The 21,409-nt window shown below is 72.5% G+C and carries 20 protein-coding genes; 10 read left to right on the top strand and 10 right to left on the bottom strand.

Annotated elements, in window-relative coordinates; genetic code table 11:
• Window positions 1-107: 107 nt before the first annotated feature.
• Together ACFVXG_RS09020 and ACFVXG_RS09025 are read right to left on the bottom strand one after the other, a co-directional pair.
• On the bottom strand, window positions 108-1,622 hold the full coding sequence (locus tag ACFVXG_RS09020) for a hypothetical protein (RefSeq protein WP_387925689.1): 1,515 nt from the start codon (window positions 1,620-1,622) through the stop codon (window positions 108-110).
• Between the two features lie 5 nt (window positions 1,623-1,627).
• Window positions 1,628-1,921 carry a MoaD/ThiS family protein gene (locus tag ACFVXG_RS09025; RefSeq protein WP_387925690.1) on the bottom strand — a complete coding sequence of 98 codons (294 nt, stop codon included), beginning with the start codon at window positions 1,919-1,921 and terminating at the stop codon, window positions 1,628-1,630.
• Between the two features lie 655 nt (window positions 1,922-2,576).
• Between ACFVXG_RS09025 and ACFVXG_RS09030 the strand changes: the two genes are divergently transcribed.
• The 5 genes from ACFVXG_RS09030 to ACFVXG_RS09050 all read left to right on the top strand — a co-directional run bounded on the left by ACFVXG_RS09030 (window position 2,577) and on the right by ACFVXG_RS09050 (window position 8,223).
• Window positions 2,577-3,308 carry a response regulator transcription factor gene (locus tag ACFVXG_RS09030; protein ID WP_387925692.1) on the top strand — a complete coding sequence of 244 codons (732 nt, stop codon included), beginning with the start codon at window positions 2,577-2,579 and terminating at the stop codon, window positions 3,306-3,308.
• A gap of 116 nt (window positions 3,309-3,424) precedes the next feature.
• A complete protein-coding gene (locus ACFVXG_RS09035; protein ID WP_387925694.1) occupies window positions 3,425-4,483 on the top strand; it encodes a LacI family DNA-binding transcriptional regulator in 1,059 nt (352 codons plus the stop codon).
• Between the two features lie 129 nt (window positions 4,484-4,612).
• Window positions 4,613-5,851, top strand: coding sequence for a S1C family serine protease (locus ACFVXG_RS09040; protein ID WP_387925695.1), 1,239 nt, complete (start codon window positions 4,613-4,615; stop codon window positions 5,849-5,851).
• A 117-nt stretch (window positions 5,852-5,968) separates the two neighbouring features.
• Window positions 5,969-6,739, top strand: coding sequence for a response regulator transcription factor (locus ACFVXG_RS09045; protein WP_387925697.1), 771 nt, complete (start codon window positions 5,969-5,971; stop codon window positions 6,737-6,739).
• Between the two features lie 38 nt (window positions 6,740-6,777).
• Window positions 6,778-8,223, top strand: a complete 1,446-nt coding sequence (locus tag ACFVXG_RS09050; RefSeq protein ID WP_387925699.1) for an ATP-binding protein — start codon at window positions 6,778-6,780, stop codon at window positions 8,221-8,223.
• An 89-nt stretch (window positions 8,224-8,312) separates the two neighbouring features.
• On the opposite strand, the gene ACFVXG_RS09055 is transcribed toward ACFVXG_RS09050, so the two are convergent.
• From ACFVXG_RS09055 to ACFVXG_RS09080, 6 genes are all read right to left on the bottom strand, one after another.
• On the bottom strand, window positions 8,313-10,112 hold the full coding sequence (locus tag ACFVXG_RS09055; RefSeq protein ID WP_387925701.1) for a bifunctional metallophosphatase/5'-nucleotidase: 1,800 nt from the start codon (window positions 10,110-10,112) through the stop codon (window positions 8,313-8,315).
• A 207-nt stretch (window positions 10,113-10,319) separates the two neighbouring features.
• Window positions 10,320-11,669: an ATP-binding protein gene (locus ACFVXG_RS09060; protein ID WP_387925703.1), complete on the bottom strand. Its 1,350-nt coding sequence runs from the start codon at window positions 11,667-11,669 to the stop codon at window positions 10,320-10,322.
• A 79-nt stretch (window positions 11,670-11,748) separates the two neighbouring features.
• Window positions 11,749-13,323 (bottom strand): SCO6880 family protein, encoded by a 1,575-nt coding sequence (locus ACFVXG_RS09065; RefSeq protein ID WP_387925704.1) that lies wholly within the window; start codon window positions 13,321-13,323, stop codon window positions 11,749-11,751.
• Window positions 13,324-13,330: 7 nt separating this feature from the next.
• Window positions 13,331-14,617 (bottom strand): hypothetical protein, encoded by a 1,287-nt coding sequence (locus ACFVXG_RS09070; protein WP_387925706.1) that lies wholly within the window; start codon window positions 14,615-14,617, stop codon window positions 13,331-13,333.
• Window positions 14,607-15,422 (bottom strand): hypothetical protein, encoded by an 816-nt coding sequence (locus tag ACFVXG_RS09075; RefSeq protein WP_387925708.1) that lies wholly within the window; start codon window positions 15,420-15,422, stop codon window positions 14,607-14,609. Before ACFVXG_RS09075 ends, ACFVXG_RS09070 begins: the two co-directional genes overlap by 11 nt.
• A gap of 168 nt (window positions 15,423-15,590) precedes the next feature.
• Window positions 15,591-15,941, bottom strand: a complete 351-nt coding sequence (locus tag ACFVXG_RS09080; RefSeq protein WP_387925710.1) for a hypothetical protein — start codon at window positions 15,939-15,941, stop codon at window positions 15,591-15,593.
• Window positions 15,942-16,189: 248 nt separating this feature from the next.
• Between ACFVXG_RS09080 and ACFVXG_RS09085 the strand changes: the two genes are divergently transcribed.
• Both ACFVXG_RS09085 and ACFVXG_RS09090 read left to right on the top strand, forming a co-directional pair.
• Window positions 16,190-17,344, top strand: a complete 1,155-nt coding sequence (locus tag ACFVXG_RS09085; protein ID WP_387925712.1) for an NlpC/P60 family protein — start codon at window positions 16,190-16,192, stop codon at window positions 17,342-17,344.
• Between the two features lie 180 nt (window positions 17,345-17,524).
• Window positions 17,525-18,244, top strand: a complete 720-nt coding sequence (locus ACFVXG_RS09090) for a phosphatase PAP2 family protein (protein ID WP_387925714.1) — start codon at window positions 17,525-17,527, stop codon at window positions 18,242-18,244.
• A 54-nt stretch (window positions 18,245-18,298) separates the two neighbouring features.
• On the opposite strand, the gene ACFVXG_RS09095 is transcribed toward ACFVXG_RS09090, so the two are convergent.
• Window positions 18,299-18,493, bottom strand: a complete 195-nt coding sequence (locus ACFVXG_RS09095) for a hypothetical protein (protein WP_387925716.1) — start codon at window positions 18,491-18,493, stop codon at window positions 18,299-18,301.
• A 177-nt stretch (window positions 18,494-18,670) separates the two neighbouring features.
• Here ACFVXG_RS09095 and ACFVXG_RS09100 point away from each other — a divergent pair, with 177 nt between their 5' ends.
• Both ACFVXG_RS09100 and ACFVXG_RS09105 read left to right on the top strand, forming a co-directional pair.
• Window positions 18,671-19,570, top strand: a complete 900-nt coding sequence (locus tag ACFVXG_RS09100; protein ID WP_387925718.1) for a hypothetical protein — start codon at window positions 18,671-18,673, stop codon at window positions 19,568-19,570.
• A gap of 196 nt (window positions 19,571-19,766) precedes the next feature.
• Entirely contained in the window at window positions 19,767-19,955 is a 189-nt protein-coding gene (locus ACFVXG_RS09105) for a hypothetical protein (protein ID WP_387925720.1), read from the top strand.
• 69 nt (window positions 19,956-20,024) lie between these two features.
• Here ACFVXG_RS09105 and ACFVXG_RS09110 read toward each other — a convergent pair whose 3' ends face one another.
• A complete protein-coding gene (locus tag ACFVXG_RS09110) occupies window positions 20,025-20,426 on the bottom strand; it encodes a metal-sensitive transcriptional regulator (RefSeq protein WP_387925721.1) in 402 nt (133 codons plus the stop codon).
• Window positions 20,427-20,783: 357 nt separating this feature from the next.
• Here ACFVXG_RS09110 and ACFVXG_RS09115 point away from each other — a divergent pair, with 357 nt between their 5' ends.
• Window positions 20,784-21,404 (top strand): DUF47 domain-containing protein, encoded by a 621-nt coding sequence (locus ACFVXG_RS09115; protein WP_030059626.1) that lies wholly within the window; start codon window positions 20,784-20,786, stop codon window positions 21,402-21,404.
• The last annotated feature ends 5 nt before the right edge of the window (window positions 21,405-21,409 follow it).

Genomic DNA, 21,409 nt, shown 5'->3' on the forward strand with positions numbered 1-21,409 from the left:
CGCTGTCTCGTCCCGGAGCCGCGCCGGGCGCGACCCCTCCCGCACGACCGTACGACGTCCCGCCCCGGACAGTGGTTCCGGGGCGGGACGCCGTGGTGACGCTCGACTCAGCCGGCCAGCAGGTCGGTGGCCATCCAGATCAGCGGCGCGGCCACCGCCAGCGGCAGCGCCACGCCCGCCGTCATGTGCACGAAGCGGGACGGGAAGTCGTACGCCGCGACCCGGCGGCCGACCAGCGCCCCCAGCCCGGCCAGCGCCCCCAGCGCCACCGGCGCGCCCACCAGGAAGCCCAGCAGCACCGCCGCGACCAGGCCCAGCACCGGGCCCAGCTGCTTCGGACCGGGCAGCGGAGCCGCCGCCAGCAGGGTGGCCAGCGCGACCGCGCCCACCCCCGCCGGCACCCAGTCGGCCAGCAGCAGCGTGGTGCACAGCGCCGTCACCACGGCGGCCGAACCCAGCACGGTCAGCGCGTAGAACCGCTCCTTCGGGTCCGACGGACGGAACGTCTGCAGCACCAGCACCAGCAGGAAGAACCCGCCCAGGGTGCCCACCACGGCCGCCGCGCCACCGTTGGTGTCCGCCAGCAGCACCGCCACGTCCGCGGTCAGCCCGGCCAGCGCGGCCAGCAGGATGCCCTGACGGGCCGGCCACATGCCGTTCAGCCGGAACCAGCCGGCCGCCGTGAGCAGCTGCAGCAAGGCCACCACCAGGGCCAGCGGCACCTGCCCCAGCGCGGCGCCGCCGGCCAGCAGCGCGGCCGCGCCGGCGGTGATCAGGGCGGGCTGCAGGCCCGGGTCGATGATCGGCGAACCGGTCCGGCCGCCCGGGGCCGCGGCCGGCGACGGGACGCCCGGCAGCGGCTGCGCCGGGACGGCGCCGTACGGCGGGGCGGCGGGGGCGTCCGGACGCTTGAGCGTCATGGTCGGCGAGTCGAGGCCGGGCGCGGCGGCGGGCAGGCCGGCGGGCGGCATCCCGGCGGGCAGGCCGGCGGGCGGCATCCCGGCGGGCGGGCCGACGGGCGGCATCCCGGCCGCGGGGTGCCCGAGCGGCGCGGCCTGCTGCGGGCCGGGCTGCGGCACCGGGGCGGGCGCCCCGGCCGGAGCCGCGTGCCGGGCCCGGGACGGCTGCTGCTGGTGCGGCGGCGCCTGCTGCGGGTACGGCTGCTGCTGGTACGCCGCCTGCGGGTACGGCTGCGCCATCGGGGGCTGCCGCACCGGCGGCCGGCCGTGCTGCGGCGGCGGGGCGACCGGCATCGCACCGGAGACCGTCACCGGCGGCAGCAGCGTGGTCGCGGCGTCGTCCATCGGCGGGACGGGCGGCAGCAGCGTGGTGGCCGCCGCGTCGTCCAGCGGCGGGACGGGCGGGAGCAGCGTGGTCGCCGCATCGTCCATCGGGGGCACCGGCGGCAGCAGCGTGGTCGCGGCGTCGTCCAGCGGCGGGACCGGCGGCAGCACCGTGGTCGCGTCCGCGTCGTCCACCGGGTAGCCGTACGGGTGCTGCGGCGGCTGCTGCGCGTACTGCTGGTGCCGCTGCTGCTGCGGATAGGGCTGCTGGGGCTGCTGCGGCCAGTTGCCGTAGCCGCCGCCGTGGTTCGGGTTGTTCGGGTTGTTCATGTCCGTCACGCCGCTCAGCCTCCCGCGAACGGCGGGAGGACCTCGACCGTCCCGCCCTCGGTCAGGGCGACGGTCGCGTGGTCCCGGCCGCCGACCTGCGCGCCGTCGACCAGGTACGAGCAGTGCCCGAGCAGCTGGACGAGCTTCGGCCGGTCGGCGTGCCGCTGCCTGGCCGCCGCCAGCGCCTCCGCCAGGGTCGCCGCCTCGTACGGCTCCTCGGCCAGCCCGGCCTCGGACTTCGCCGCCGCCCAGTAGCGGATCGTCCCGCGCACCCGGGCTCCGCTCGCGGGCTCGGTGGTCGCGCCCATCGGGCCACCCCTTCCGTTCGTCCTCGCCCGGCCCCGGTGACCCGGTCCGGCTCGCCACCGCGGCCGCCCGCCCGACCACCCGAACGATGGACCCGGGCAGCGCCGCCGATGTGCGTCCCATGATGGCGTGTCCGCCGGTGCGAGCGGCAATCGCCCTGGCCCGACCGGCCCGGAGCGGCGCTCGAGGCTGTGTCCATACTCACCCGGCGCACGCCCGGATTGGGCGAACCGCCGGATTCGCCCACTCCCGGTGCGCGGGGAGGTCGGCTATCCTCGACCTCCAAGAGGGATCCGGGCAGAGTCGCCCCCGGGTCCTTTTGTGCTTTCAGGACGCCAGTACGGACGTTCTTGCGATTCGTCGGCCCACCCCCGACGCGTCGCGGGAACCGCCCCGCTCTCGCGGCACAAGGACGTGCCGGGTCGGCGGGGTGTCGCCACCCGGCGCCGGGCCGCCACCCGGGACCGGACCAGACCGGAGGGTTCGCGGGATGAACAGGGCAGAAACGGTGCGCCGCGGGTTGCGGGACCCCCGGTGCGCCGAGAGCTCCCGCGAGACCCCCCGGGCGTCCTCCCACCTCCCCTCAGCACCTGCGTCCACCGACTGCGGCGGCAGTCGGGACGCGACCGCGACGACCCGGAAAGGGGACCACCGGGTATGAGTTCACTCCTCCTCCTCACCAACGCGCTACAGCCGTCGGCCGAAGTGCTGCCGGCCCTCGGCCTGCTGCTGCACAACGTCCGGGTGGCCCCCGCCGAGGGGTCGGCCCTGGTCGACACCCCCAGCGCGGACGTCATCCTGGTCGACGGGCGGCGCGACCTGCCGCAGATCCGCAGCCTGTGCCAGCTGCTGCGCTCCACCGGCATCGGCTCCCCGCTGATCCTGGTGGTCACCGAGGGCGGCCTGGCCGCCGTGACCGCCGAGTGGGGCATCGACGACGTCCTGCTGGACACCGCCGGCCCGGCCGAGGTCGAGGCCCGGCTGCGGCTCGCGCTGGGCCGCCTCCAGGTCGTCACCGACGACAGCCCGATGGAGATCCGCAACGGCGACCTCTCGGTCGACGAAGCCACCTACTCCGCCAAGCTCAAGGGCCGGGCGCTCGACCTCACCTTCAAGGAGTTCGAGCTGCTCAAGTACCTCGCCCAGCACCCCGGCCGGGTCTTCACCCGGGCCCAGCTGCTGCAGGAGGTCTGGGGCTACGACTACTTCGGCGGCACCCGCACGGTGGACGTGCACGTCCGGCGGCTGCGCGCCAAGCTCGGCGTCGAGAACGAGCAGCTGATCGGCACCGTGCGCAACGTCGGCTACCGCTTCGTCGTCCCGGAGAAGCCCGAGAAGAACGAGCGCCCGGACCTCGCCCCGCGCCCCTCGGCCCCGCTGGAGACCTGACCGGACCGCCGGGCGGGCCGTCCCCCGCCCGGCTCGTCCGGATTGCGCCCGTTGCGCCCCCGGAGCGGCCCCTGGTCCCACTGCCGCCCCGGGGGCCACACGCGTAGACTCCATCCGTGGCCAAGGTGACGCGCGACGATGTAGCCCGACTGGCTGGGACCTCGACCGCGGTCGTCAGCTACGTGATCAACAACGGTCCCCGCCCGGTCGCGCCCGCGACCCGGGAGAAGGTCCTCGCGGCGATCGAACAGCTCGGCTACCGGCCGAACAGCGTCGCCCAGGCGATGGCCTCCCGGCGGACCAACCTGATCGGCATGGTCGTCCCGGACGCCCGCCAGCCCTTCTTCGCCGAGATGGCCCACGCCGTCGAACGGGCCGCCTCCGAGCGCGGCAAGCTCGTGCTGATCGGCAACTCCGACTACGTGGACGACCGCGAGGTCCACTACGTCCGCGCCTTCCTCGGCATGCGGGTCTCCGGCCTGATCCTGGTCAGCCAGGGCCCCTCGCAGCGCGCCGCCGAGGAGTTCGCCGCGATGGAGGGCGCCAAGGTGGTGCTGCTGCACCGCCGCCCCGAGGCGATCGACGACGTCGCGGTGGTCACCGACGACGTGGGCGGCGCCGAGGCCGTCGTCCGCCACCTGCTGGAGGTGCACGGGCACCCGTACGTGGCCTGCTTCGGCGGCCCGGTGGAGTCCCCCGCCCCCGGCGACCCGGTCATCGACCACGTCGAGGGCTGGCAGCGCGCCATGGACGCCCACGGTGTCCCCACCGAGCCGCACCTGATCGACGCCCCCTTCCACCGCTACGGCGCGTACGACGTCGCACTCGGCGTGCTGAGCTCGCCGGACCGGCCCCGGGCGATCTTCTGCTCCACCGACGACCAGGCCATCGGTGTGCTGCGGGCCGCCCGCGAGGTCGGCCTGCGCGTCCCCGAGGACCTCGCGGTGGCCGGCTTCGACGACGTGCCCGAGGCCGCGCTCGCCGACCCGCCGCTGACCACCGTCGCCTCCGACCGCGACGCGATGGCCCGGGCCGCCGTGGACCTGGTGCTGGACGACTCCCTGATGGTGCCCGGATCGGACACCGAGCGGGTCCGCAAGTTCCCGTCCCGCCTGGTCATCCGCCGTTCCTGCGGCTGCGACGGGGCCGCCCCCGAACGAGCTCCCCTGGAGTAGCCGGAGCGGAACGGCCGATTCCGCTCCATCGGCGGCCTGACCAGGCTTTATGAGAAGTCAACGGGCTTCTCGCCGCGTTCTGAGCCGCTTCTCATCCCGTCCTCATCCACCAGGCGGAGCTTGGTCGGCATGAGCGAACAGCGGCACAACCCCAGCGAGCAGTACGGTCCGTACGAGCCCCGCGTCATCGAGGGCACCGTGCTGGGCTCCGGCACCGGAGGCACCGACCCGCGCACCGGGTACGGCCACCGCGAGGAAGCCGCCGACCCGTACGCCGGGCACGGCCACCGCGAGAGCGGCACCGACCCGTACGCCGGGTACGGCCACCGCGAGGACCACTCCGGCAGCGCGTTCGACGCGACGCCCCCTCCCCCGCCGATGCCGCCCGAGCCGCCCACGCTGCTCGGACAGCCCTCGGGGCCCGAAGACCCCGGCAACCACGGCGACCACGGCGGCCGGGCCCGGCGCGGACTGCTGCGCGGGCGGCTCGCCCTGGTGACCGCCGTCGCCGCGATCGCCGCCGTCATCGGCGGCGTCACCGGCGGGGTCATCGCCGCCGACCGGCAGTCCTCCGACACCCGGGTCGGAACGATCGCCAGCCCCGTCTCCGCCCGCACCGACGGCACCGCCAACGTACCCGCCATCGCCGCCGCCGTCTCGCCCAGCGTCGTCCAGATCACCGTCAAGGACGGCAACGGCACCGCCACCGGCACCGGCGTCGTCCTGAACACCAGCGGCCAGATCCTCACCAACTACCACGTGATCGACACCGCCTCGAGCGGCGGCCGGATCACCGTCACCTTCAAGGACGGCTCCACCGCCTCCGCCACCGTCACCGGCACCGACAAGAACCTCGACGTCGCCGTGATCACCGCGAGCGGCGCCAAGAACCTCACTCCCGCCGTCCTCGGCGACTCCTCCACCGTGGCCATCGGCGACCCGGTCGTCGCCATCGGCAACCCCGACGGCCTCACCGGCACCGTCACCTCCGGCATCATCAGCGCCGAGAACCGCGACGTCACCGTCCAGCTCGACGAGGGCTCCACCAGCGGCAACGGCGGCTTCGGGCTCCCCTTCCTGCCCGGCCTGCCCGGCACGCGCGGCGGCGCCCAGCAGCAGCAGAACAGCGGCAGCACCACCACGTACAAGGCCTTCCAGACCGACGCGGCCCTCAACCCCGGCAACTCCGGCGGCCCGCTGATCAACGCCAACGGCCAGGTCATCGCCATCAACTCGGCGATGTACGCGCCCAGCGGCTCCAACAACTCCGGCAGCAGCAGCGCCGGCAGCGTCGGCCTCGGCTTCGCCATCCCGATGAACGACATCAAGCAGGTCCTGCCGAAGCTCGAAGCCGGCCAGAGCCTGTGAGCCACAATCCGTAGGAACCGGTGAGCGTCCGCGAGGCGGACAATTGCCAGCAGCAGAACCGGCAAGACCCAGCAGGACCCAGCAGGCCCTCCACCCGACGAGAAAGGGCACCAGCCCATGACCCCGTCCGCCGACGACCGCACCCCCGCCGAGGCCGGCCACCCCTCCGCCCGGCTCCTCGTGGTCGACGACGAACCCGCCCTCCGGGACGCCCTGGAGAGCAGCCTCGCCTTCGAGGGCTACGAGGTCGCCACCGCCACCGACGGCTACGAGGCCCTGGAGTCCGTCGAACGCGACAAGCCCGACCTCGTCCTGCTGGACATCATGATGCCCCGGATGGACGGCCTCACCGCCGTCCGCCGGATGCGCTCCCGCGGCGACACCGTCCCCGTCCTGATGCTCACCGCCCGCGACGCCGTCGGCGACCGCGTCACCGGCCTCGACGTCGGCGCCGACGACTACCTCGCCAAGCCCTTCGAACTCGACGAACTCCTCGCCCGCGTCCGCGCCCTGCTGCGCCGCAACGCCCTCGCCACCGAGGCCGCCGCCCGCGCCGCCGCCGAGGACGACAGCGAGGTCCTCGCCTTCGCCGACCTCCGGATGAACACCGCCACCCGCGAGGTCACCCGCAGCGGCAAGCCCGTCGAACTCACCCGCACCGAGTTCATGCTGCTGGAGATGTTCCTCTCCCACCCCCGCCAGGTCCTCACCCGCGAACAGATCCTCAAGGCGGTCTGGGGCTTCGACTTCGAGCCCTCCTCCAACTCCCTGGACGTGTACGTGATGTACCTGCGCCGCAAGACCGAGCAGGGCGGCATGCCGCGCCTCATCCAGACCGTACGAGGCGTCGGCTACGCCCTCCGCCCGGCCGCCGGCACCAACGCGTGAGCACTGTTCCGCCCCCGCCGCTGGCTCCACCCCGCGTGGTGCCCAGCAGACGCCGGCGCCTCGTCCACTGGTACCGCTCCCGCTCGCTGCGCGGCCGTCTCACGTTCCTGAGCGCGGCCGCGGTCGCGGTGGCGATCGCGCTGTCGGCGCTGGCGTGCTGGTTCATCGTGGAGAAGCAGCTGTACAGCCAGGTCAAAACGGAACTCCTCAATGCTCCGCAGCCCCGAGGCGTCCCGTCCGTCCTCTACTGCGCGTCCTCCCCGCAGGAGACACCGACACCGCAGGGAGCCTCGCCGTCCGAGGGCAACACTCCGTTCAGGGACGTCCAGTTCGTCATCGCGAAAACCGGTCAGGTCTGTTTCCTCGAACGCGGCGGCCGAGCGGTTCTGACCGAGCCGGGCGACACCCAGGCCTACCACCTCAAGCCGGGCCAGTCGATCGTCCGTGACGGCAGCTACGCCAACGGCGATCCGGCCGTCATCCGCATCTCCGCCGTCCAGGGCCACAACCTCGGCCCGGTCCTGGCGATGGTGGCGACCCCCACCAAGTCCATCGAGGACTCCCTCCAGGGCCTCGCCATCCTCCTCGGCGCCGTCTCCCTCGGCGGCATCCTGCTCGCCGCCGTCGCGGGCCGCCTCGTCGCCCACTCCTCCCTCAAGCCGGTCGACCAACTCACCGACGCCGTCGAGCACATCGCCCGCACCGAGGAAGTCGGCACCACCATCCCGGTGAACGGGGACGACGAGATCGCCCGCCTATCCACGTCCTTCAACTCGATGAGCACCGCCCTCGCCAACTCCCGCGAGCGCCAGACCCGTCTGATCGCCGACGCGGGCCACGAGCTGCGGACGCCGCTCACCTCGCTGCGCACCAACGTCGACCTGCTGATCCGCAGCAACGACACCGGCCGCCCGCTTCCCCCGGCGACCAAGACCAAGCTGCTGGGCAACATGAAGGCCCAGATGCAGGAACTCACCGTGCTGATCGGCGACCTGCTCCAGCTGTCCCGCCCCGACACCCCGAAGGCCGGGCCGAACCTGACCGTGGTCGCCCTGCACGAGATCGCCGGGCGGGCGGTCGAGCGGGCGAAGCTCCGCGGCCCGGGGCTGGCCTTCGAGACGACCGTCGACCCCTGGTTCGCACACGGCGACGCGGCGGGCCTGGAGCGCGCCGTGATCAACCTGCTGGACAACGCGGTGAAGTACAGCCCGCCCGGCGGCACCATCGAAGTCCGGCTCCAGCAGGGCGTGCTGACCGTCCGCGACCACGGTCCGGGCATTCCCCCGGACGAGCTGCAGTACGTCTTCGACCGGTTCTGGCGCTCCCCCTCCTCCCGCCAACTCCCGGGCTCGGGCCTGGGCTTGTCGATCGTCGCGCAGAGCGTCCGGGAGGCGGGCGGCGAGGTCACGCTGGGCCCGGCCCAGGACGGCGGCCCGGGTGCGCTGGCGACCGTACGACTTCCCGGCGGCCCCGCCCCCGAGTAGCCGCCGGGAGAACAGGACGGGCGGGGCGCCCCGACAGCGCCCCGCCCGTCCGAGGGCCCCGTCTCCGGGGCCCCGTGTCCGGCTCACGGTCAGTCGATGTCGCTGCCCGGGCCGAGAACCTTGACCCGGTCCTGCGCCGGCGGCTTCAGCGGCGAGCCCGCCGAGCTGTGGGCCGTCAGGTAGGCCGTGAAGACGTCCAGGTCGGAGGCGCCGACGAGCTTGTCGGTGCCGGCCGCGAAGGCCGGGAAGCCGTCGCCGCCGCCGGCCAGGAACTCGTTGGCGGCGACCCGGTACTTGGCGGCCGGGTCGACCGGCGCACCGTTCAGCCGGATCGAGTCCGGGACCACCCGGTCCGCGCCGGTCTTGCGCATGTCCAGGGTGTAGTGGAGGTTCGAGGACACCTGGAGGATCTTCGGCGCCGCGTCGTTGAGGCCGCTCACCTGCTGCTGCAGCAGCTGGACCAGCTGGGCGCCGGTCAGCGTCTTGACCTGCATCATGTTGGTGAACGGCTGGACGGTGAACGCCTCCCCGTAGGTCACCACCCCGTCGCCCTCACTGCCCGAGGCCTTGTAGACCAGGTCGGAGCGCAGTCCGCCCGGGTTCATGAAGGCGACCTGGGCACCGCCCTTGGCGGCCGGGGCGAGGCCCTCCAGCTGGGCGTCGGCGATCACGTCGCCGAGCGGCTTCTCCAGGTCGCCGCTGCCGCGGCCGTTGATGTCCGAGGAGATGTAGCCGATCGGCCGGTTGGCCTTCGGGGCGGCCAGCTTGGAGTAGTGGTCGATCAGCGCCGTCATGTCCGGGGCCTTCTCGACCGTACGCCGGACCACGTGGTTCTCGGCCTTGACCGACGGGCGGACGATCTCGCCGGTGGTCTTGTCCAGCTTCATGTCGATCTCGGTGAACAGCCGGCCGAAGGAGGCGGCGCTGGTCACCGAGCGGGGCACGCCATTGGGGTCGGGGATGCTGCAGGCGTACGCGTTATGGGTGTGGCCGGTGACGATGGCGCCGACCGCCGGGTCGATCTTCCTGGCGATGTCGACGATCGGGCCGGAGACGCCCTGGCCGGCCGGGCCGCAGTCGTAGTTGTAGACGCTGCTGGCCGGGTAGCCGCCCTCGTGGATCAGCGCGACGATCGAGTTGACGCCCTTGGCCTTCAGCTCCGCGGCGTACTTGTTGATCGTGGTGACCTCGTTGGCGAACTTGAGGCCCTTGACGCCCTCGGCGGTCACGATGTTCGGCGTGCCCTCCAGGGTGACGCCGATGAACCCGATCTTCACGCCCTGCGACTTGGTCACCCAGTACGGCGGCAGCAGCGGCTTGCCGGACTGCTCGTCGGTGACGTTGGCCGACAGGTAGTTGAAGTTGGCGCCCTTGAAGGTGCGACCGGGCTCGTAGCAGCCGTCGGTCGGGTGGCAGCCGCCCTCCTGCTTGCGCAGCAGCTCCGCGGCGCCCTGGTCGAACTCGTGGTTGCCCACCGAGGTGACGTCCAGGCCGAGCTTGTCCATCGCCTCGATGGTCGGCTCGTCGTGGAACAGCGCCGAGGTGAGGGGGCTGGCGCCGACGATGTCGCCGGCCGCGACGGTGATCGAGTCGTCGGCCGGGATCCGCGCCTGGCGCAGCTCGGTGGCCAGGTACTCGATGCCGCCGGCCGGGGTCGAGACGACCTGACCGGTCGCCGGGTCGACCTCCTTGACCGTGCCGGAGGAGCCCGCCGGGGGCTCCAGGTTGCCGTGGAAGTCGTTGATCGCCAGCAGCTGGAGGTTGACGGTCTTGTGGCGCTTGGCGTTGGCATCGGCGGCCTGGGCGGCCGTCGGCACGGCCACCGTGCCGAACAGACCTGCGGCGGCGACGACGGCGAACGCCGCCCGTCGGGATCTGACGGTGAGCATGAGGGGTCCCCTGCACCTCGGAGGAGCACGCGGCGGCGAAGCGCACCGGCGCGTGGGCAATGTGTTGCGCGAGTGCAGCCTAGGGTCAACGCGCGTAGCTGTCAGGACCTCGAACGTAACGAGAGGATTACCTGCTGACGAACCATCGCCCTCGGGCCGGGACGGGCCGCCTGCGTACGATCACCCCGGCCCCTCCCAACCCCCGCCTCAGACGCCTGGCTCCGCCGCCAACTGCCGCTCGGCCCGGACCCGTTCGGCCACCGCGTCCTCGGTCATCGCGCGGTCGGTGTACACCAGCGGCCGCTCGGTGTCGGTGATGATGTGCTTGACCACCTGGACGTTGCCGTTGACGTCCCAGACCGCGATGCCCGGCGACAGGGTCGGGATGATCTCCACCGCCCAGCGCGGCAGGCCCAGCACCCGGCCGGTGGACCGCGCCTCCTCGGCCTTCTGCATGTAGATCGTCCTGGTGGAGGCCATCTTCAGGATCGCCGACGCCTCCTTGGCCGCCGCGCCGTCCACCACGTCCGACAGGTGGTGCACCACCGCCACGAAGGAGAGCCCGAGCCGCCGGCCGAACTTCAGCAGCCGCTGGAACAGCTGGGCCACGAACGGGCTGTTGATGATGTGCCAGGCCTCCTCGACCAGGAAGATGCGCTTCTTCCGGTCCGGCCGGATCCAGGTGTGCTCCAGCCACACCCCGACGATCGCCATCAGGATCGGCATCGCGATCGAGTTGCGGTCGATGTGCGAGAGGTCGAAGACGATCAGCGGGGCGTCCAGGTCGATGCCGTCGGTGGTCGGGCCGTCGAACATGCCGCGCAGGTCGCCGTCGACCAGCCGGTCCAGCACCAGCGCCACGTCCAGGCCCCAGGACTGCACCTCGTCCACCGCCACGCCCAGCGACTCCACCGAGGACAGCTCGGGGCTGCGCAGGGTGTCGATGATGTCGTCCAGCACCGGCTGACGGTCCTTCACCGAGGCGATCACATGGGCGTGCGCGGCCTTCAGCGCGAAGCCCGCCCGCTCCTCCAGCCCGCGCCCCATCGCCACCTCGATGATGGTGCGCAGCAGCGACAGCTGCCCGGTCTGGGTGATCGCCGGGTCCAGCGGGTTGAGCTTCACCCCGCCGTCCCGGGCCGCCATCGGGTCCAGCCGGATCGACTTTATGCCCAGCGCGTTGGCGATCAGGTTCCACTCGCCGACGCCGTCCTCGCCCTGCGCGTCCAGCACCACGACCTGCCGGTCGCGGAACCTCAACTGCCGCAGCACGTACGTCTTCTCCAGCGCCGACTTGCCGTTGCCGGACTCACCCAGCACCAGCCAGTGCGGGGCAGGCAGCTGCTGCCCGTACAGCTGGAAGGGGTCGTAGACGTAGCCCTTGCCGCTGTACACCTCGCGTCCGATGATCACGCCCGAGTCGCCCAGCCCCGGCGCGGCGGTCGGCAGGTAGACCGCCTGCGCCTGGCCGGTGGAGGTGCGCACCGGCAGCCGGGTGGTCTCCACCTTGCCGAACATCAGGCTGGTGAACGCGTCGGTGAGGTTGCCGAGCGCCATGGGCGGCCTCCTGGTGCCAGCTAGGGGTGGTCGAGCGCAGTGGGTGGACGAATGCGGTCCGGGGGGACCGGAGCGACGGTCAGCGGCGGATGCCGGTGGCGAACGGCAGGGTGTTGACGAAGGCCCGGTGGTGCTCGCGGTCGCACCACTCCAGCTTGAGGTAGCTCTTGCCGGCCGAGGCCCGGATGGTCCGCTTGTCGCGGGCCAGCGCGTCGGGGTTGCGCGAGGAGACCGTGATGTAGCCGACCAGGTTCACCCCGGCCGCGCCGGAGGCCAGGTCGTCACCGCGCTGGTCCACCCGGCCGGTGTGGGCCAGGTCGCGCGGGTCGACCGTGCGGTTCATCTTGGCCGCGCGACTGGCCTCCGCCTCGTCGTTGGTCTTCTCGGTGAGCATCCGCTCGATCGCGACGTCGGTGGGCTCCAGGTCCATCGTCACCGCGACCGTCCGGATCACGTCCGGGGTGTGCACCAGCAGCGGCGCCAGGAAGTTGACGCCCACCGGGGTGAGCGGCCACTCCTTGATCCACGCGGTGGCGTGGCACCACGGCTCCCGGGTCACCGACTCCCGGGTCTTCGCCGTCAGGTACTGCGGGTGGGTCGCGTCCAGCTCGGCCGGCCAGGCGTTGCGCCGGGACATCGCCTGGATGTGGTCGATCGGGTGGTCCGGGTCGTACATCGAGTGCAGCAGCGAGGACAGCCGGGCCTGGCCCAGCGGCTGGCGCACCCGGATGTCCGCCTCGGCCAGCCGGGCGCAGATGTCGGTCAGCTCGCGGGCCATCACGGCCGCCAGCCCGTCGTCGTCCCGGGCCCGCCCGCCGGTCGCCGTGCGGCCCATCGCGTGCGCCTCGGCGGCCAGGTCACGGGTGTAGTGCATGCAGGCCACCAGGTACGCCCGGTGCTGCTCCGAGGAGGTCGACACCATCGACTGCAGCTGGTCGTACGAGTCCTGGAGCCAGCGCGGCGCGTCGTGGTCGCCGCGGCGCTCGACGTCCTTGGCGTGGGCGTCCGGGTCGGCCGGCAGGGTGCGGGCCAGGATCTGCAGCCGGGTCACGAAGCCGTCCCCGTTGGCGACGTGCTTCAGCAGCGTGCCGAACCGGTCGACCAGCGCCTCCTGGTCCTCCGAGTCGCGCAGCCCGACACCCGGGCCCTCGATCTCGATCGCGGCCGTCACCGTCCGCCGCTCCAGGTGCATCAGCACCCCGACCTCGTCCGGCCCGAACGGCGCGGTCAGCCAGCGCAGCCGACCCACCCCGGGCGGCGGGCCGATCTCCACCTCGCGGCCGTCCATCCGGGTGCCCGCGTCCATCGCGTCCGAACGCCACGACCCGCGCCCGCTGCGGACCGTCCGGCGGTAGGTGCGGTTGATCTCCACCCACCGGTAGAACGTCCGCTTGCGGTACGGCACGTAGACCGCCGCGATGGCCAGCAGCGGCAGGCCGAGCAGACCGGCGATCCGCAACGGCAGGACCGGCATCAGCAGACCCCAGAGCATCCCGAGGAACGCCCCGAAGATGATCAGTATGATCTCGCCGGACTCCCGGTTCCGGCCGATCACCGCGTTCGGGCGGGCCTTGCCGATCAGGTAGGTACGGCGCTGGTGCACGTACGGCTGGGCGTACTGGGCCCCGTACTGGCCGAGCGGTTCGCTGCTCACTTACCCGTCACCCTCCCTTCGCTGGATTGCTGTCGCGGTTCGGAACCGAGGTCTGCGGCGGCGGCCCGGCCTGCGCCGGCGGGGCCGGCGTCCGGCCGGCGTGCGCGGCGATGCCGGGCGCGACCGAGCCGCCGCCCGCACCCCCGCCACCGCCGGCCTGCGGACCGCGGTCGCCGTGGGTCGTGATGCCCTGCTTCATCAGGTTCGCGGTCCCGTTGATCATCGCCGAGCCGGCCTGCACCGCGCTGGCCCGGGCCCCGCGCATGTTCAGCATCTCGTCGCCGAAGGTCGGGACGAAGCGGTACACCGCGGCGCTCGCGAAGATCGACAGGAACAGGATCGCCAGGCCGGACAGCACCCGGGCGAAGTCGTCGTTGGCCCCGGCACCGGTGGCCACCGCGCCCGCCAGCCCCAGGATGATCACGATGATCGGCTTCGCCAGGTCCACCGCCAGCATCATCCCGGCCCACCGGCGCACGTGCTTCCACAACTGCCGGTCCACCAGGCCCGCGTACACCGCCGTCCCCAACAGCGCCCCCACGTACAGCATCGCCGCCCGGATCACCAGCTCGATCCAGAGCACCGCCGCCGCCAGCACCGCGACCAGCGACACCAGCACCAGGATCAGCGGGCCGCCGCCGACGTTCCCCTTCTCCAGGGTGTCGGCGAACCCGCCCAGGTACGTCCCGGTGTCCGACTTCGTCCCGACCGCGATCGCCTTCGTCAGACCGTCCGTCACGCTCACCACGGTGAACAGGATCAACGGCGTGAACGCGGAGGCCACCACCGTCAGCCACAGGAAGCCGACCGCCTCCGAGATCGCCGTTGTCAACGGCACCCCGCGCACCGCCCGCTTGGTCACCGCCAGCAGCCAGAGCACCAGCGTGATCACCGTCGACACGGCGAACACCACGGCGTACTGCTGCAGGAACGACTGGTTGGTGAAGTCCACCGACGTCGTCCCGTCGATCGCCCCCGACAGGTTCCGCACCACCCACGCCGCCGCCTGGGCACAGCCCTTGGCCAGCGACCCGAGCGGGTCGGTCACGTTGCTGACGGTGCTGCTCCCGGGGAGCGAGCCGCCGGGCTTGTCCACGCAGAGGATGCCGCTCCCGGAGATCGGCAGATCGGGACAATTGGGGTTCGAGGTCCCGGTTGGTGTCGGTGTCGGCGTCGGCTCCGCGAACACCCGCTGGGCCGCCAGCATCACCGTCACCTGCAAGGTGGCGAAGACACCGGCCAGTGTGCCCGCACGGCGTGCGGTCGTACGGCGTTTGGTCTGGTCAACGGGCATAGCGGAACCCCCCGAACTGCTGGACGGCGCCGGTGATCTCCTCGGCGGTGGCGGCCTGCTGGTCTCCGGGCATCGGCGCGGGGCCCTGCCTGCTGGTGTAGTCGGTGAGCTTCCAGTCGCTCCCCGTCCAGTGGAGCGAGAGCGTGAGGGTGAACCAGTTCGCGGTCACCGGTTGGACGGAGCGTTCGCCGGCGAGGCCGGTGAGGCCGGTGCACCACACCTCGACCTTGGTGTCCGCGTCGGTGTAGCCCGTCGACTTGGTACCGACGGGGACGGTGCGGCTGACGAAGGTGAGGCCCTTGGGCGCGCGGCCCTGGGCGTCGAGGCCGTAGCGGGCGGCGGTGTCGCCGCCGAAGCCCTGGTCCAGGCGGCTCTGCAGGGCACCGACCGAGCCCGGGTCGGCGATGGTGGCGACGATGGTGTGGCGGCTGTCGGTGCGGAACATGTCCGGGGAGCCGATCGCCACCGCGTAGTTGGCGGCGGCGGACTGGGCGCCCTGGTCGCTGTGCGGGTAGCCGGAGGCGATGCCGTTGACGGTGGTGCCGACGGGCTGGTCGCCGCTGGGGGCCGGGCCGGCGCCGGAGGTGGCGCTGGGGGCCGCGCGGTCGGCGGAGCTGCCGCCGGGGCCGGGGCCGGGTTTGCCGCGGTTGGCGATGGAGATGGCCACGACGAGGAGGGTGACGACGACGAGGACGGTCAGCAGGGTGCGCATCGGCCGTGACTGACGGGCGGTCGGCAGTGCGGAGGGCTGTTCGTCGACCGGCAGCCGCGTACGGGTGTGCGGCTGGTCGTCGGACAACGGCACGGCGGCCCTCCTGGTGCGGGGAGCCGGGGCGGCTCCGGGGGCCCTCCGTCCGGGGGCGGGCGCGGACGGGGGGGTGGGAACGGGGGTGGACTCCTGGCGGGTCGGCCCACTGGGGAGGTCCGGGCGGGAACCTGCCCTCAGGCGGGCCGGATCACTGCTGTCCGATCGTCAGATAGCCATGCCGTAGACAATGGTGAACAGAGTGCCGAGTGATCCGATGATGAACACGCCGGTCAGCCCGGCGATGATCAGCCCCTTGCCCTGTTCGGCGCCGAAGCTGTCGCGCATCGCGGTCGCACCGATCCGCTGTTTGGCCGCACCCCAGACCGCGATGCCGAGGCAGACGAGGATGGCGACGGCCATGATGACCTCGACCATCACCCGGGCCTCCGACCCGAGGCTCGCGAACGGGCCCCAGTCCGGGGCGATCCCGCCGATGATGGTGTCGATATTCGGCTTCTTGGGGGGGTCATCGGCCAGGTGGCCGACCGCATAGGTGTGCACGCTGCTCAGGTTCATTTCCATCTCACCGCCCGATCAGGCAAATTCAAGGGCCCGGACCCCGCCCGCGCGAAGGGTCGGTGCCTATTCTTGGCCAGATCTGATGTCGACTTGGCTACTTCTCGCGGATTGGTCGTGAGGCATCGGACACGTACGCGAGGATGTCCACCGTACGAAGGATAGCGCTCACTCTTTGTATCTCTGATGATTGCGGTGAGCAACGCCTTCCGGGACACTTCGACTGACGATTCGTCGGGATGGTGCTGATGGTACTCCGGAAGGGCGGTACGGCCGCCGCTGCTGCGGGAGTTGTCGCGATCGGGTTCCTCGGTCTGGTGACGATGGGGACGTATGCGGCGAGTGGGACGCCGCAGCTGACGGCGAATCGTTCCGCCCTCTCTCCCGGGACCGTCCCGGCGGCCTACCAGGACGCGATCCAGAAGTGGGGCTCGCTCTGCCCGGAGATCTCCCCGCCGATGCTCGCGGCACAGCTGTACCAGGAAAGCGGTTTCGATCCCAAGGCCCAATCCGGGGTCGGGGCGCAGGGAATGGCGCAGTTCATGCCGGACACCTGGCCGGTGTACGCCACGGACGGTGACGGGGACGGCAAGAAGGACGTCTGGAACCCGTACGACGCGATCGCCACGGCGGCCGTGTACGACTGCGCGCTCGCCAAGGACGTGGCCGGTGTGCCGGGCGACCCCCAGGCCAACATGCTGGCCGCCTACAACGCGGGACCGTACGCGGTGACGAAGAACCGGGGCATCCCGCCGTACAAGGAGACCCAGGGGTACGTGCGGAACATCCAGGCGATGGCCCGCAGCTTCACCGCGGCGACCGCGCCGGTGGAGGTGTCCGCGCAGTCGGCCGCCGCGATCTACTTCGCGCAGACCAAGCTGGGCACGCCGTACCTGTGGGGCGGTGAGGGGCTGGCCTCGCAGAACGGGCAGTTCGACTGCTCCGGGCTCACCCGCGCCGCGTTCGAGAGCGTGGGGATCGAGCTCCCCCGGGTGGCCAACGACCAGTGGTACGCCGGTCCGCACCCGTCGCGCGACCAGCTGCGGCCCGGGGACCTGGTGTTCTTCGCGACGGACCTGAGCGACCCGCGGAGCATCCACCACGTGGGGATCTACGTGGGCGGCGGCTACATGCTCAACGCGCCGCACACCGGGGCGGTGATCCGCTACGACAAGATCGACACCAGGGAGTACATCGGGGCGACCCGGGTCACCTCGGACGGCGCCCAGGCGCTGCCGACCCGCGGCAACAACGGCAACGGAGCGGTCAACGCCCCGAGCCGCCCGGGCACCACGGCGCCGACCACCCCGGCCGCCCCCGCCCAGCCGGCGGCCGCCGCCCCGCCCGCCCCGACGGCCGCGGGGCGGGCCGACGGATCCGCCGGAACCGGCAGGACCGGCTGAGTCGTCCGTCCCATCTGTGTGCGGCCTGTGGACGCTGAGTCAAGTTTCCATAACCGCGCGTTTCCGTGGAACGCTGTGTCCCGGCGATGACGTTGGGTCCGGTGGCCCCTCGTCAGCTTCGCGCGCCGGGCGGGCCCCGGCGGGATCGAACAGGTGCAGCGGACCAGAAGGAGGTGCGGCGTGTCGACGCCGCTTGCCGACACGACCAACCCCGACCTCGGTCTGCTCTACGCCGTCAACGGCCTGGCCAAGCGCTCCCCGCAGTGGCTGGACCACGCGGTCTCGTGGATCGGCGAGTACGGCATCCTGATCGGCCTGGCACTGCTCGGGCTGGTCGGCTGGCTGCAGGCCAGACGCCGCCCGGACGCGCCGGTGGCGATCGCCGGGCTGCTGTGGGTGCCGCTCTCGGTGGCCGTCGCCGAGCTGGCGAACCTGCCGATCGCCGCGATCGTGGACCGGCCGCGGCCCTTCGTCGACCACCCGGGGCTGCTGGTGCTGGTGGACGGCAAGGCCGGCACCCACTCCTTCGTCAGCGACCACTCGACCATGACGATGGCCGTGGCGGTGTCGCTGTTCCTGGTGAACCGGAGGCTGGGCTGGATCGCCGGGGGCCTGGCCCTGCTGCAGGGCTTCTGCCGGATGTTCATGGGCGTCCACTACCCGACCGACGTGATCGGCGGCTTCGCGCTGGCCGTCGCCGTGGTGCTGCTGCTGGCGCCGATCGCGATGGCGGTGCTGGTCCCGTTCTGCCACGCGCTGGGCCGCACGGCGGTGGCCCCGCTGATCCGGGCGCCGGAGCGCGGCGCCGCCGGGCGCGGCAGCGCCCAGGGCGGCCGTCGCCGCGGGCGGGGAGCGGTGCGCCGGGAGGAGCAGCCGCCGGAGTCCGACCTCGCGGCCTGACCGGGTCGAGGGCCGGGCCGGGGCCCGGGTCGGTGCCCGGCCGGACCGGACGGTCTAGTCGGAGGCCTCGGCCCCGTACTCGGCGAGGTGGCCGGCCCCCTCGCGGCGGGCCAGGTCCCGGGAGCGGCGGGCGGCGGAGTACCAGCCGCAGCTGCAGGTGGCGAAGGCGAAGGAGCCGCGTTCGCTGACCGCGACACGGTGCTCGGGCATCCGGGTGGTGCCGGGGGCGACCGGCAGCTCACTGCGCACGGGGTTCACGGTAACGCGCCGGGCCGCCGCCGCGCGACACCCGTCGGTTCCGCCCGGACCCGTAACCCTTCGCGACCCAACTCGTTTGCCCGGAAAGAGCTCTGCCCTCCCGGCGCCCCAGCCGGTGCCGCAGTCGGGCGGGCAGTCGGGCCCGAGGGGGTTGTCGCGAGGATGAAGATGACCGACCAGCAGCGGACCGGCCGGCAAGCGCGCCGTCCGGGGCCGCGCCTGCGCTCGGCGGCCGGAGCCGCCGTGCTCGCCGCGGCGCTGGCCGCGGGGGCCGCCGGGTGCTCCGGCCCTTCCGGCGGCGGTTCCTCCGACCAGCAGTCGAACGCCCCGGACCAGCTGGCCGGCGACCCGCTGACGGCGGTGCGCAACGCCGCCGACATCACGGGCCGCACCGGTTCCGCGCACGTCGCCACCGAGCTGGTCACGGAGTCCGCCGACAAGAAGGCCTCCTTCTCCGGGACCGGCGGCTACGACTACGTGAAGCGGATCGGCCGGCTGGAGGTCCAGGTGCCGCCGGGCGCGGCGACCACCGGGAAGATCGTCGAGGTGGTCCTGCCGGGCACCGTCTACCTGCAGAACAGCGGCGCCAAGGTGCCCGAGGGCAAGTGGGTGAAGCTGGACGTGCGCCAGCTGCCGGACGGCAACCTGGTCAGCAGCGGCGCCACCGACCCGGCCTCGGCGGCGGGCGCGCTGCGCGGGGTGCAGAAGGCCGACCTGGTCGGCACCGAGACGGTGGACGGCGCCCCGCTGCACCACTACCGCGGCACCCTGGACCTGGCCAAGGCGGCCGACGCCACCGGCGGCCGGGGCGGGGACGGCCTGCGGATGGGCGGGCAGACCTTCACCGTCAAGGAGGTCCCCTACGACGCCTGGCTGGACGACCAGGGGCGCCTGCACAAGGTGGTGGAGGTGTTCACCTTCGCCGGGGTCGCCGGGTCGAAGGAGGCCAAGGACCAGGTGAAGGTCACCTCGACCACCTCGCTGTCGGACTTCGGCAAGCCGGTCGAGGCCGCCGAGCCGCCCGCCTCGGACATCTACCAGATGAAGCCGACGGAGAGCCCGAAGTAGTCCGCCGGGGCAGCGCTCCGGCGCCGGGGCGAAACGGGGCGCCGCCGGAGCGGGTGGCCGTCCGGGGAGCGACGGCCACCCGTTTCGGCGGCGCCGAGATGGCCCGTCCGTGCCATGTGGACGGGCCCCGGAGTGCCTAGGCTGGACGTCGGGTGGCTGCCGCCCGGGCTGGCGAGGCACTGAAGGGGTGGTGCAGGTGGTGTCGTCCACGGGCGGCCGCAGCGGCGGCCACGACGACGCGGCCCTCGACGAGATCGAGCTGGCCGGCGAGCTGATGATCGCCGCGACGGCCAGCTCCGGTGACCGGCTGCCGACCGAGCGGATCGACGAGGTGCTGCTGGACCGGGTGGACCCGGCCCGGGCCGAGCAGGAGGACGAGGGCTGACGGTCGGGGGCCGACGGGCGGGGGGCGACGGGCGGGGACTGACGGACGCCCCGGGCCGCCGGGGATGCGTCAGCTGCGCAGCAGCCGGCCGATCGCGGCCGAGGCCTCCGCCACCTTGGCGTCCAGCTCGACGCCGCCCTGTTCGGCGGCCGCGGCGACGCAGTGCCGCAGGTGCTCCTCCAGCAGGGAGAGCGCGAAGGACTGCAGGGCCTTGGTGCTGGCCGAGACCTGGGTGAGCACGTCGATGCAGTAGACGTCCTCGTCCACCATCCGCTGGAGGCCGCGGATCTGGCCCTCGATCCGGCGCAGCCGCTTGAGGTGGGCGTCCTTCTGCGCGCTGTAGCCGTGCGGGCCGTGCGGGCCGTGCCCGCCGTGGTCCGCGTCGCCGTGGCCCGCGGGGGCGGGGGTGCCGGCCTGCGGCTCGGTCCCGGGCCCGGGGTCCGGCTCGGTGCGCGCTTGCGTCGTGGTCATCGGCCCGCCTTCGTCTGAGTGCCTGGTGGCTGCGTCGGCCACCAGTGTCCAACACCGGGGCCCCGCGTGGTGTTCCGACGGCGCACCCGGCATGTGCCGAACGGCCTGGTGGGGGTCGTGGCGGGGTTCACCCGTCTGAGCGGCGCCCCCGGCTTCCGCACGCGGGACGGGGCAAACGCGCCGAGGTTCCGTCAGACTGAGTCCTTGCGCCGCACCTGGCGGTGCGGTCCGGGACAGCCGGTGCGACAGCCGAACGGAAGGGGAGGATCCGCCTCCTCGGTCACCACCCCGTTTGCGCGATCGCACTTGGTTGCACCTAGCATCGTTCAGTCCGTACCCCGCACATCGGAGAATTCCGTGCGTTTTAGCCTGACCCCGAAGGAGACGAGTTTCTACGACATGTTCGCCGCCGCCGCGGAGAACCTCGTCGTCGGATCGAAGCTCCTGCTCGAACTGCTGGGATCAGACGTGTCGGCCCGCGCGGAGATCGTCGAGCGCATGCGCGCCGCCGAGCACGCCGGGGACGACACCACCCATGCCGTCTTCCACCAGCTGAACTCCTCCTTCATCACGCCCTTCGACCGCGAGGACATCTACAGCCTCGCCTCGTCGCTGGACGACATCATGGACTTCATGGAGGAGGCCGTCGACCTGGTCGTCCTCTACGACATCCAGACCCTGCCGAAGGGCATCGAGCAGCAGATCGAGGTGCTGGCCCGCGCCGCGGAGCTCACCGCCGAGGCGATGCCGAACCTGCGCAGCATGTCGAACCTGACCGAGTACTGGATCGAGGTCAACCGGCTGGAGAACCAGGCCGACCAGATCCACCGCAAGCTGCTCGCCCACCTGTTCTCCGGTCAGTACGACGCCATCGAGGTCCTCAAGCTCAAGCAGGTCGTGGACGTCCTTGAGGAGGCGGCGGACGCGTTCGAGCACGTCGCCAACACGGTGGAGACCATCGCCGTCAAGGAGTCCTGACCCTC

This window comes from Kitasatospora sp. NPDC058162 (assembly GCF_042884005.1).
Classification (GTDB): Bacteria; Actinomycetota; Actinomycetes; order Streptomycetales; family Streptomycetaceae; genus Kitasatospora.